Below are 11,755 nucleotides of genomic sequence, written 5' to 3' on the forward strand. Positions count from 1 at the left end.
CGATTACATCGAGCGCTTCTACAACCCAAGGCGTCGCCACTCAACACTGGGCTATCTCAGCCCGAACGATTTTGAAACCAAGGTGGGATTAGCTTAACCTCGTGTCCGAAAAACCGGCAGCAGGCCACACGCACTCGCCCAACGGATCGCGCCGATGCAGCAGGTCCACTTTGAGGTCGGTAGCTGAGCGACAGCTATTCAATGGAAGCGACCCAAAAGCTGTCAGTCCGCCTTCGCCCCCATTACCCTCGGGTTGCAACCCACCGATAGCAGAGACGAGTAAACGCGCTGTGAACGATGCGCTGTTGAATGCAGCCGTTTAGGATTTTTGCGAACCGATGAACAACTTCTTAGCTGGCAGCGGCTATGCTGCTCCAATGGACAAAGAAGACTGGCAACTATTGAAGGGTTTCCTGAAGGTCATCGGCGCGTTGGTTGGGATAGTGCTGCTCGGAATTATCTATCTCCTTGGTGCGACCACATACCGACAGCTAGACAGGTCGACGGGACGCGATATTTTATGGGAGCACCCATGGTAAACGATTGCGGTCATATAAGAACTAGCGTTTCGATCGTCCGCGAAGGTATCCAACTCCAAACATCACGCTGATATGGGCGCACTTCAATGCACCGTAGAGAACGGCGAGAATGATCGGATAAAAGCGGATTGGATGGTCAGCAGCTGTCAATTCGGAAAGTTGGCCGGAAAATTCTCCTCGGATCAGACACCCGACAGGGGAGCGCCGACAATAGCAGCCCAAGTCCGCAACTTGTCCATCATACAGGTCGCGCCTCCTTGTCTAATTTGGGCACCAGGTCCCAAACATGCCTTAGGTAACGTCAACCAGACTCACACGGAGATCGTTGATCGCCGTGGCGAGGCCTGGCGCACCGATTAGTGGCACTACGCGCGAGATCGTCAGCTTCGAGATGGCCCGGTCAAAGATTGCAAGATTCGTATGTCCATTCAGCCGGGATGGATAGATGATGCCGTCCGCCCTGGATGGGTGTTCGTGGAAAGCAAGCGACCATGCCCGCGCGAGGTTTTGGCGAGAGGACTTCGCAACATCAGTCGGCACACCCATCCTGACCGCGTGATCCTCGCGTAGATCGACAAGGTTGAGATCCGCATTCGTCTCGATTTCAGCGTAACGACGCGCGTAGATTTCTTTCTCCTCTATCGGAAGATCTCCGATGAGACCGTCGCGTCGATCACGTAGGACTGCCTCCAAGAAACAAACCTTGAGCGTCTCACCCAAATAGAGAACGCCGAACCGCTTTGTTGCGTCTCGCCGGCGGGGATCGCTAAACCGGCTCGGCGTCTTTCCATATCCCAATGGGTCGGGAAAGGAGTTCGCATAGATCCGGCCAAATCGACGGCCGGCGGGAACGGTCTCGATATCGACCGGGGAGTTCTTAAAACCCGCGGGCGGTTTGATTCCGGTCATTCAGCGAAAGTCACCGCGGGCGACGCCTTCGGCCGCTGCGATCACATGGTCGTCCTGCCCACGTTTCAGAGCGTCCAGCCCAGTCCGGCCGTCGAGGGAGCCATGCGGCGTGAATAGGAAGCGATAAACCGCCCATGCACTGCCCAGAATCTCTTGCAGCTTCGGAAGCGCTGCATAAGGCCGACCGTCACGATCGAGTTGCCACGCCGGAAAACGGAAGCCTCGCTTAGCGCCATCGAGACCCAGAACCTGCCCATGCTGACGCTTCGTGTTGACGGTGACACGCGAAACTCCGAGCAAATCCGCGAACGCTTCCGCACTCAGCATATCGTCCTCGGCGAGAATCTGCGCAACGCGGCGTTGTCCTCGTTCCCTCGCGGCTAACAACGCGGCCTGCAGTTCGTCATCCGGCTCTCGCACCTCCTCGACCGGAAATGCGTCTTGAGGCAGTGGTTCTTCCTCAACGATCGAAATGGTCTGTGCTCCGGCCAACGGGTCCACGACAACGCGGAAGCTAACCTGATGGCCGGCCTTTCGGCTTAGTTGAACCGCCTTGGCATATTGTCTGATAAGGGCCTTCTCGAAATCGGCCTTTCGTGGCAGCGTCATCGTCAACGCAACGGAGGAATTGTTTCCAGGTTCGTTGGCTACAGTTTTCGTGACGGGCATTGGCTTCAGCCTCCTGAACTGAATATAGATAGCACCAGACTGTTCGTCAAGTTCGTTAAGTTAGTTAAATTCGTAAATCTCGCAAACTTCTCAGGTTTGGTCGGTCTCGAAGCTGTGAGTTCTGAAGTTTTCAAACGCCCTCCTCGCCATGACGGGATCGAGGCGCAGGGCGCCGTGGCGAGGTGCTGAAATTCGTCGCGAGGTCCAGTCCGATTGTAGAAATCTCGTTCAGGGAGCGGTTCCTTTCGATCTTCGCCACAGCTGCCATCCTGGCATACTGCGAGGCGTGGGCCGCTCCACCCCATCAAATTAAGTGCAGCATAAGCTTGAACGGCCGTATTCTTACAGTTAAGTGCAATGTGACATCCGGACCCTTCGGTGAGTTATTTGAACAGTCGCATTCTTACGGTTAAGTGCAATGCGACAGCTTGGTACCCGCGCAAAATGGCGAGACTACCCCGACGCCTGGTGATATAGTTATTTGCTCTAAGACTCGGAACCTACGATGGCCGAAAAGGCTTTCTCGACGATTGCAGCTGCAATATTCGGAGTCGTTGCCGTGTTGCACTTGGTTCGCATACTCATTGGTTGGTCGATTGTGATCGATGGCTGGACGGTTCCTATGTGGGTGAGTTGGGTCGGCCTCATCATCGCCGGTGGCTTAAGCTACTACGGCGCCAAGCTTGCCATGCGATGATATAAGCACTGTCGTCAGGACTCGATGCTATCTCAATTCCGCTACACGGCTTACGGGCCGCTTGATCGCAAAATTGGCAGGTCCCACGTCAATTTTCTGTGTCGGCCTCTAACGACCCTCCAAAAAATCAGACATTGTCGGCGCCCCAGATACGTTGCGATGTGGACAATCAAAACCGCATCAGAGCCTGACGTTGTGTCGGAGATTCTGCAATTTCGTATCTGGCTAAAGGATGTGAGCCCTAAGCGTCTACGTGCTATCAAGCTTCCCGTGCAAAGCGATCTCTTCGCAAGGAACAGGCTCACCCTTGACCCATAGCGGGCAGCTGAGTGCGACTTCGGGTGCGGGCCGTGATTACAACCTCATACGACACCGCTACAGCGGTCGGTCGCTGCCGTTTTGCCTGGCATACTGCTCTCGGCTTATTTCCTGCAGTGTGCAGACCTTATATTCGGGCGTATCTAGCTTGATGCCTTGGGCAATGCATGTTTGCTGGATTTGCCCAGCAGTTGCCCCAATTCACTATAGGACATTTGCTCTAGCGGCGGTTTGGTTTGGCATCCCGTTGTCAGCGCGAGTCCACTTAGGAACAAACTGTGCTTCATGAAAGCTTTCATGCGCCCAGCGTGCCACGAAGGCATTAACCCGTCACCAGATTTCACCGTCTTGCCACACAGCGGGGTCAAGGAACGCGATAACGGGCAGGCGTCCGCCGCTGTCCTCAAGTGCGTAATCTGCTGGTGCGGCAAGAGACACAGATTATCAATGCCCCGCGCGCCACATGGCTGAGTTCGGGATGGTTGTGCCACAAGGATCGTCGCATGTCTGGACACCGATCGCCGATGGTCGCTTGAAAATGCCGATTTGGGGCGAAAGAGTTTCGTGTCGATCGCATGTGTCCCTAGAGCCGATGCGCCGCGGGTGTTGAGACTTAAGAGCTGCGAGAAACCGTTCCTTTGAAAATGCCGATAATAGGCGAAAATCGAGCATTTTGGATTGTAGCTTGACTGTCTACAATCCCGATTAAAACCCTGTTGTGGAATGCCTATTCAATGGTCGCCTTGAAAAAAGATTGGGACTGCAAACCCGCTATTTGTCCCCTCTCGTTCCGAATAATTATATGATTTGGCGAAACAGGAATGAACGCCACCAAAGAACAACGATTGCTTTCGGCCCCGAAGCAGCCGTCCTTAACTGCCAAACGTGACGGATCGAGACCTGGCCAAGAATGGCAATGCAGGTAATTTCTTGCTTCAGACATGAGACGCTCGTGAAAGTGAATCGGCAACGAGCCGGACGCGGTGGCTGATGGCCGCCATGGTCGATGTCACGAGCTGGTCGGGAAAACCATTGGGCAGCGCCGCGATAGCGGCCCCTGCCTGCTGTTCGGCCTTCGCGGCGATGTCTTCAAAGATCGCTTTCATCGCCGGGGTGCCGACACCGGAGAAGTCCGCCGACTGCATGAAGTGACGGGGTACGATGTCATGGATAGCATAGTGGCGGTTTCTGCCAACCGACATCGCAAGTTTGAATTTCTTGCGGGGGATCTGGCCTTCATCGAGGCTCGGCTGTGCGGTCAGCACATCGTAAAGAGGTGTCATTCGGAAGCGTCCGCCGGGGCCAAGGAAAATACTGAAGTTTTTAGCGTGACCGTCGGTCGCGCCGAGCAGCCAGAACAGGATGCTGGCGCGCATGAATGTCGCGATATCGGCATCGGGTGTGTCGCTGCCTTTCAGCAGGTTGATGATTTCCCGCATTCCAGGGCCGCCGTCGGACTGATATTTTCTGGTGGGCGGGATCGACAGCGCCTGGCAAATGTCCTCTTGCGGCAGACGGAGCAATCTTCCGTCCTTCGTCCAAAGGCGGTCGAAACGTTCTACGATTAGTGTACGGCGTTCCCCGAAATCCGCTATCTCGACGTTGGCGGTGGGGACGCCCATTGCTTCCAGGAGCTTCAGACAGAAATACTCATTCTCGACGCTGTTAGAGAGGTCGGTGCCATTGGGAAGCTCGCCGATCTGCGGTTTGAGAATATGGGTGGTAGCGGTGGTGCCTGTGGGTTTGAACCACTGGCCGTCCTTGCGCAGCAGGGCGGTTTTTTCCTGTGCCCCTGCAATCGAGATTCGAAAATCTTCGTCTTCGCCCATACCGAGCGGCGCGGCGGCGAGATTCTTGATGATGTATGCGACCTCGTCGTCGCTGACCGGCTTGCCGTCGGTATCGCCGACAGTGCCGGGATCAGTGCCGTCGGGCAGGAATTGCAGGGCGCCCACGCAGTCCTGGCCCAGAGCGGTTAGCAGGCTGAAGGCGTCAGTTCCTTCTGCGCCGACGCGCTCGGCAATGCGGTTGCGGATTACGTCGTTGTCAGGCAGCAGGTTGTCGAACACGTTGATAACTGGGGTGCCGATATAACGGTCCTCGCGCAGGGGGAGTGATAGTGACACCGGGAATGTGCCGTGCCAATCTAGCCAGCCGTGTCCGTACTGGAAGTCGATTGCACCTGTGGCCTCGCGACGCAGCACGCCGACATGACGGCTGTTCAGGAAAACGTTGAGGGGTACGTGCGCCCGCCTTCTTGCCATCAGAACAAGTCCTCGATGTCGGCGGCGCTGCCCTGGCTGCGTGGTCGAACGACCAGTTCCAGATTGAGGGCTGAAAGGGCTTCCATCAGGGTGCGCAACTGGACAGCCGGCTCCCCGGCTTCAAGGCGCGAAACCGTGCCCTGCCGCATATGGATTTGTTCGCCGAGTGCGCCTTGGCTCAAGTCCGCCTGTTTGCGGGCGCGGCGCAGGATGGCGCCGAGTTGTTTTTCTGTGCGGGCGATCTGTTCGTTCATGGTAGCCTCCTATCCCCAATATACGCAGTAACGTATAACGTGTCAATATACGCGAGTGCGATTAAAACACGGATATACGCGCAAGCGTTTAAAAACGTATTATACGGTAACCCGCATAAAGACGGAGATACACTCAGCCAGACGCACCCTAATCGTCGCCTGCCTCTAGGTGTTTGAATCTAGGCTTTGATGAGTGAGTCTTTTCGTGGGGATGGAGGGACGCATTAGGGGCTGTCTGCGAACCCGAATGGGAGCGCCCGATTGGCAAAAATCTACAATCGCGGCTCTCCAGCAAGAGTGTCTAGCTTATCATGTTTGAAAATCAGTTTCGCGCCAGAAGGCACGATCTCTCCAATAGCCATTGCAATTGATTCCTCGTGGCCTAGGTCAGCTTTTGGAATCGATACAGGAACCTATTCAGCTATGCCTTGGGTCGCTGTGCGTCCGGGAAGCGTAGTCGCCCTTTTATCGCGGGCGGCACCTAATGTTGCAGGGTCAGTTTATTGGTATCGGGATAGTTTTCGAAACGGTGTTGCGTCAAAACCGTTGTTTGACGGATGTTTACATACGCTGACTGTGAATGCCAGAGCAGGTAAGCAGCTTCCGAGACTCAGGCGATGCTCAAGCAAATGTACTTGATGTCGACATAGTCGTCGGCCCCGTATTTGGAGCCTTCGCGACCCATACCCGATTGCTTGATGCCGCCGAACGGAGCCATTTCGCTCGAGATGAGCCCGGTGTTCACGCCAACCATGCCGGTCTCCAAATTCTCAGCAATGCGGAAGATCCGAGCGAGATCGCGAGAATAGAAATACCCGGCCAGACCGAACTCCATATTGTTCGCCATTTGCATTACTTCTCCGTCCATGTGGAAGGAAAGAGCGGTGCAAGAGGACCAAAGGTTTCTTCGCGTGCAACCTTCATCTCCGAGGTGACCCCGACCAGGACAGTCGGAGAGAAGAACTGTTCGCCCGGATCACCGGATTTGCCACCAATGGTTACGCGTGCGCCAAGCGAGAGGGCGTTTTCCAAGTGCTCTTTGACCTTCTTCAAAGCGTTGCCGTCAATTAGCAGACCGATTTCGGATCCTTCGGCAAAGCCGTTACCGACCCTCAGGCCGCTGACCCGCTGGGAAAGCTTCTCGGAAAACTCCTTGTAAATACCGGACTGGACGTAGATGCGGTTGGCGCAGACGCATGTTTGCCCGGCATTACGGAATTTCGCGGCAACCGCACCCTTGACAGCAGCGTCGACATCGGCATCGTCGAAAACGATGAACGGCGCGTTGCCACCAAGCTCGAGGCTGAGCTTCTTGATCTGATCTGCGCCACTGCTCTCAGGCGTTCTTCAAATGGCCAATGTTGGCCAAAGGAGAACGGAAATGGGTATTGCACAATATGATCCTGCCACACTGGGGCGCGCCCGGCTTGGAACGTGCGCCGGAAGGTCGGTGTCAAGAAGCCTCTGAAACAGCGCCAGATTTGGGCGATCCGGTTCCTCCTTGATCGGGAAGGACGTATGAGAGATCGCGCGTTGTTTGATCTCGCGATCGACAGCAAGCTGCGCGGCTGTGATCTCGCAAAAATGAAAATCGGAAGTCTTGTCACAGGAACGGAAATTCGAATGAGGGCTATGGTCGTTCAACAAAAGACGCACCGTCCGGTTCAGTTCGAAATCACGGCAGATTTAGCTCCGATATGTTCAGCAATGATCTTGGTTGGGAGTTCGCAGGCGTGTTCTTCCACTGCAGTCCGTTTTCGGATCACGTAGACGATCCCGCGCTCAAGCGTGTTTGCTCTCGCTTTCGCGGTGAGTCGCGCCAATAAAGTCGAGCATGAGCGGCACGGCCGCGGCCGCATGCGTCTCGAGCAACAGATGGCCGGTATCGAAAATATGGGCTTCCATTTTCGGCAGGTCCTGCATCCACGACAGGACCTCGGCAATGTCGAAATATGGGTCATGCCGCCCCCAGAGCATCAGGGCGGGCGGCTGCCGGCACGCGAGATACTCGGCGATGGCGTCGAACTGCGCGACATAGTTCGCATAGTCTTTGATGAGCGCTCGCTGGACGTCCATCCGGCCAGGCAGGTTCATCGCCCGCCAGTCCTCTTCCCAATGTTCAGCCGGGATCTGAGCGGCGAGCTCTGGCGGGACGCCGGTGACATAGGTCTCGCGCGTCCCTTCGAGCGTCAGATGCGCGGTCGTCGCTTTTTCGTTTTCCGGGCTCGGATCGGCCCAAAAGGCTTTGGTTGCCGCCCATCCCGGCCCGTGACCAGTGCGATGCGCGTTGGCGTTCTGGACGATGAGGCCCAAGACCTGCTCGGGGGCCTGCATGGCGACGTGGAAGCCAACAGGTGCGCCCCAGTCGTGCAGATAGACATAGCGTGGTCCAATCGAGAGTTTGTCCAACAACTCAGCGATTGCGACACCCAAGGCGGCGAACGAGACGTTCGACAGGACGTCGGACTCGCCAAAGCCGGGCAGGTCGGGCGCGATGACGTAGGCGGCCTGCGCCAGCGGAGAGATGACGCCCTCGAACATGCGCGCAGTGTTCGGCGTTCCGTGCAGCAGCAGGAGGGCGGGCTTGCTCGGCTCGCCCGCGATGAGGAACGACACTTCCATGCCGCCTGACAGGCGAAGTCGTTGATGGGTCATGGGGCACATGTTCGGGCTCCTTTCCTCGATTGTTCCTGCGCCGCTCACATTTTCTCGCCGGGCAACCGGCTGGCCTGCTTCACCCAATCGGCGAACTGCGCCTCGTCGAGCTCTTCGCCCCCCGTGAATGTCGAGGTAGCGAACGTCCTTGTGCTTGGACTTGCCGGGCGGCTCGCGGCCTCAGCGACGCACCCGGCAAAAGGCGACTTTCACGTATCTGGTGGAAAGCACCGTTCTGAGCAGCATTGCTCCTTAAAGGAACGGCCTTCCGCCCGTCACTGCCACCGTCGCGCCTGACACATAGCTGGAAAGCGGGTCGGCCAGCATCACGTATGCGGTTGCAAGCTCAGCCGGTTGGCCGGGCCGCTTCATGGGGACCTGTTTGCCAAAGTTTTGGACGGTTTCTGCCGGCATCGTCGAAGGTATAAGCGGCGTCCAGATTGGCCCCGGCGCCACAGCATTGGCCCGAATTCCTTTTTCTGCAAGCAGCTGCGCCAGGCCTGCGGTGAAGTTTTGAATCGCGCCTTTTGTGGTTGCATATGCCAGCAAGGAAGGATTGGGGCTGTCGGCATTTACCGACGCCGTATTGATGATGGCGCTGCCAGAGGGCATATGCGGCACTGCCGCCTTGGTCAGGTAAAACATGGCGTGGATGTTGACTTTGAACGTCAGCTCCCATTCCTCATCCGATATTTCTTCGATCCCATCGAAGCTTGCCTGATGTGCTGCGTTGTTCACAAGTATGTCGAACTTGCCAAATTCGCGTACAGCCGTGTCCACAATGGAACGACAGTGAGCAGAAGACGCGATGTCCCCGGCAACCAGCACAGCCTTCCGTCCGGCCTCCTCAACGAGCCGTTGGGTCTCAAGCGCATCAGCCTCTTCGTTGAGATAGGCTACCACAATATCTGCACCCTCTCGAGCGTAGGCGATGGCTACAGCTCTGCCGATGCCACTGTCACCGCCGGTAATGATAGCCACTTTTCCTTCAAGCCGACCCGAGCCTCGGTATGATTGCTCTCCATGGTCAGGGAGTGGATTCATTTCACTTGTTTGGCCAGGCATGGGCTGCTGCTGTGCAGGAAAGGGAGGAGTCGGGTAGTCAGACATGGCGTCACCTCGTGTTGGACTCCATGGCGAACGCATACCTGCGTCTGGAGTTCCCGCTAAAGTCCAGCCGTTGAAGCTTTCCTGAAAGTTTTTGTTCTTCGCCGGATAATTTTTCTAGGGGGTGGAACAATTGCTTGTCCTGGCGGTTTGAAGGCGCGGAGAGGTGAGCACAACCAGGAGAAATCCAATGCCAGAGAAAGACGATCAGCGTTCAAAATCCGGGCAGCAAGGCGGCAAAAGCAGCTCCGGGCAGCAGAAGCAAGAGGGCGGCTCCAAGGGATCCCAACAGGGATCGGAATCCACTCGGGGCGGTTCCTCGGACCAGCATTCAAAAGCTGGGCAACAGAGCCACAAAAATAAATAACAAATACCTGAAAGAAAGCCCGTCAATTCTAGATGACGGGCTTTCTAGCACATCACGCACCATCTAACCTTTCCCAACCTCCTTTTCCCATATGAGTTCGCGTACTGCGGCGATCTGTTCTCTGTCGCTGTCACGTTCATCGCCACGCATCGATGATCTCTGCTGGCTTTAAGTTGGGATTTGCGCCTCTTGCCATCTTGGGCGGAGCCTTCAGGATCTTCCGCTCCGCGTGATAGATATCCTTAAGTGCGTCATGAAACAGGTTCTCGAGTGTCTTCTCGGGCATGGTCGCCTCGTATTTTGGGTTCTGTGAAAGAGCACTCATAACGAGGGCCAAGCGTATGGGTTCCTACAGCCACGGGCGGCACAATTGTTGTTTTTTTCCCTGCGCATGGCAGGCAAGTCTTTCATTACGCGTCGAAAGCAAGCGGCATTCGAGTTGGGAAGCGAGGTTTACCACGCGCGGAGTACTGACAAGGTCCATTCAGAAAAAGCTCGTAAGGATCATCGCCGCCGCCACCACCGCCATTAACGAGGCGGTAATCCAACCGCAATTTGTAGAGGAATTCCGATCGCCTCGGTTCCCATGATGCGTGACTGAGTTGCATCAACATCATGATCACGATCACAGGCACAGCCACGACACCATTGATGACGGCGCTCCAATAGAGCGCCTCGATCGGATTGATGGGCGTGAAATTAAGCCCAACCCGATCAGCGTAGCCACGGCGATCGTGGCGTAGAAGGCTTTCGCTTCCATTGGCTTCCGTTTGAGGCCAGTCGGCGACTTCAACGCTTCGCCGACCGCATAGGCGGCCGAACCGCCTAGTACCGGGACCGCAAGCAAAACCGTACCGACGATGCCGATAGCAAACAGCATATGGGCGAACACCCCGGCGATTGGCTTCAATGCCTCAGCTGCCTGTGCAGAGCCCTCAATTTCGGTGACCGTTGGCGTGCAATGTCGCCGCCGCCGTCATCATGATTGCCAAAGCTATGATCTGTGAAAAAGCCATCCCGACGAATGTATCGAGCTTAATGCGCTTTTGCGTCATTGGCCTGCTCCGGAGCCTCTTTGAATGATCGGTGCAACCTGTTCAAGTTTGGACGGCTCGGAAACATCAGAACAGCCGCCGCGCCGCCCTCTTCCGTACTCGTTGCAGTTAGACGATGATGAGCACGATTTCCAATGAGTCAGGATCGACAATGATAATTCTGCCGTCAGCCAGCAGGAAATAGCGATAGCCCTCATATCTGGGGACGATCTTGACGATGCGTGGCGGCAGCGGTTGCAACTCCACTGTCTGCGGAATTCTCGTTCCCACATTCACCTCAAAATTCACGTCGCGAACCGGCTCGGCCTTCGTTTCGGTTATCACCTGCTTGATTTCTGTCTGCTGCTCTGTCGTCACCTTGACGCTGCCTGTCGTTTCGATCGAAGGCTCGACCTGAGTTTTGCTCGGATCATCACTCGGCGCGGTTTTATTGGTCTTGGCTGTATCCCCTGTCGTGGTCGTGCCAGTTTGCTCCTGCGATTGTTGCTTGGTTGCACCATCCTGTTGGTGCGTGCCCTGCTCCGCCGGGGCTTGCGCCTGGCCGTCCGTCTGCTGGTTTTTCTTTATTTGAGTGCCCGCCTGATCTTCGGTCTGCGACTTTGCTGCACCACTCTGATCGTCCGTCGGGGACTTGGTTGCCGCGCCCTGTTCCGGAGTGCCCTTTTCGGGCATCTGGGTTTGACCTTCGGTCTGCTGGGCTGGTTTCTTTTTCAACATTTCGTTTTGAGCAAGTGCTTGTCTTATGACTGTCCGCGCTTCTTGTGAGAGAAAGAAGCGCCGGAGAGGGCTGCCACCCTCGTCCGGCGATGGGGGATGGATCGTGGATGTGCAGGCCGTCTGAAGGGCCGAGCTAGAGTGTGATCGCCCCCATCTTTTCCAATCGTCCTGAACGGATACCCAGGGTCTCGCCCTGGATGACAA

At 56.1% G+C, this 11,755-nt stretch carries 10 protein-coding genes and 6 pseudogenes; 5 read left to right on the forward strand and 11 right to left on the reverse strand.

The features are described 5' to 3' along the window. A pseudogene (locus CU103_RS32700) lies at nucleotides 1-97 on the forward strand (IS3 family transposase); the annotation flags it as partial. Between the two features lie 241 nt (nucleotides 98-338). Beyond that, entirely contained in the window at nucleotides 339-539 is a 201-nt protein-coding gene (locus CU103_RS31880) for a hypothetical protein (RefSeq protein ID WP_106667795.1), read from the forward strand. 291 nt (nucleotides 540-830) lie between these two features. Here the strand turns inward: CU103_RS31880 and CU103_RS30690 are convergent, their stop codons facing one another. Then, nucleotides 831-1,448 carry an RES family NAD+ phosphorylase gene (locus tag CU103_RS30690; RefSeq protein WP_106667796.1) on the reverse strand — a complete coding sequence of 206 codons (618 nt, stop codon included), beginning with the start codon at nucleotides 1,446-1,448 and terminating at the stop codon, nucleotides 831-833. Further along, a complete protein-coding gene (locus CU103_RS30695; RefSeq protein ID WP_106667797.1) occupies nucleotides 1,449-2,117 on the reverse strand; it encodes an XRE family transcriptional regulator in 669 nt (222 codons plus the stop codon). A gap of 505 nt (nucleotides 2,118-2,622) precedes the next feature. Here CU103_RS30695 and CU103_RS30700 point away from each other — a divergent pair. Beyond that, a complete protein-coding gene (locus tag CU103_RS30700; RefSeq protein WP_106667798.1) occupies nucleotides 2,623-2,814 on the forward strand; it encodes a hypothetical protein in 192 nt (63 codons plus the stop codon). Nucleotides 2,815-4,067: 1,253 nt separating this feature from the next. Here CU103_RS30700 and CU103_RS30705 read toward each other — a convergent pair. The 3 genes and pseudogenes from CU103_RS30705 to CU103_RS30715 form a co-directional block, all read right to left on the reverse strand. Next, nucleotides 4,068-5,396, reverse strand: coding sequence for a type II toxin-antitoxin system HipA family toxin (locus tag CU103_RS30705; RefSeq protein WP_106667799.1), 1,329 nt, complete (start codon nucleotides 5,394-5,396; stop codon nucleotides 4,068-4,070). Continuing rightward, a complete protein-coding gene (locus CU103_RS30710) occupies nucleotides 5,396-5,650 on the reverse strand; it encodes a helix-turn-helix domain-containing protein (RefSeq protein WP_106667800.1) in 255 nt (84 codons plus the stop codon). Before CU103_RS30710 ends, CU103_RS30705 begins: the two co-directional genes overlap by 1 nt. Before the next feature lie 610 nt (nucleotides 5,651-6,260). Further along, nucleotides 6,261-6,979 (reverse strand): annotated as a pseudogene (locus CU103_RS30715) (aldehyde dehydrogenase family protein); the annotation flags it as partial. Nucleotides 6,980-7,031: 52 nt separating this feature from the next. Between CU103_RS30715 and CU103_RS32430 the strand changes: the two are divergent. Further along, nucleotides 7,032-7,339, forward strand: a pseudogene (locus CU103_RS32430) (site-specific integrase); the annotation flags it as partial. Between the two features lie 93 nt (nucleotides 7,340-7,432). Here the strand turns inward: CU103_RS32430 and CU103_RS30725 are convergent. The 3 genes and pseudogenes from CU103_RS30725 to CU103_RS30730 form a co-directional block, all read right to left on the reverse strand. After that, nucleotides 7,433-8,314: an alpha/beta fold hydrolase gene (locus tag CU103_RS30725; protein ID WP_210203867.1), complete on the reverse strand. Its 882-nt coding sequence runs from the start codon at nucleotides 8,312-8,314 to the stop codon at nucleotides 7,433-7,435. A 35-nt stretch (nucleotides 8,315-8,349) separates the two neighbouring features. Further along, a pseudogene (locus CU103_RS32435) lies at nucleotides 8,350-8,527 on the reverse strand (DUF1801 domain-containing protein); the annotation flags it as partial. Between the two features lie 30 nt (nucleotides 8,528-8,557). Next, nucleotides 8,558-9,415 carry a glucose 1-dehydrogenase gene (locus CU103_RS30730; protein ID WP_106667802.1) on the reverse strand — a complete coding sequence of 286 codons (858 nt, stop codon included), beginning with the start codon at nucleotides 9,413-9,415 and terminating at the stop codon, nucleotides 8,558-8,560. Nucleotides 9,416-9,602: 187 nt separating this feature from the next. On the opposite strand from CU103_RS30730, the gene CU103_RS31720 reads away from it, so the two are divergent. Continuing rightward, nucleotides 9,603-9,779, forward strand: a complete 177-nt coding sequence (locus CU103_RS31720) for a hypothetical protein (RefSeq protein ID WP_170117166.1) — start codon at nucleotides 9,603-9,605, stop codon at nucleotides 9,777-9,779. A 160-nt stretch (nucleotides 9,780-9,939) separates the two neighbouring features. On the opposite strand, the pseudogene CU103_RS30735 reads toward CU103_RS31720, so the two are convergent. The 3 genes and pseudogenes from CU103_RS30735 to CU103_RS30745 form a co-directional block, all read right to left on the reverse strand. Continuing rightward, nucleotides 9,940-10,065, reverse strand: a pseudogene (locus CU103_RS30735) (DUF892 family protein); the annotation flags it as partial. 198 nt (nucleotides 10,066-10,263) lie between these two features. After that, nucleotides 10,264-10,822, reverse strand: a pseudogene (locus tag CU103_RS30740) (divalent metal cation transporter); the annotation flags it as partial. A 120-nt stretch (nucleotides 10,823-10,942) separates the two neighbouring features. Beyond that, a partial coding sequence (locus CU103_RS30745) for a DUF1236 domain-containing protein (RefSeq protein ID WP_425350686.1) occupies nucleotides 10,943-11,755 on the reverse strand: 813 nt, incomplete at its 5' end.

Origin of the sequence: Phyllobacterium sophorae, from assembly GCF_003010965.1 — a bacterium.
GTDB lineage: Bacteria > Pseudomonadota > Alphaproteobacteria > Rhizobiales > Rhizobiaceae > Phyllobacterium > Phyllobacterium sophorae.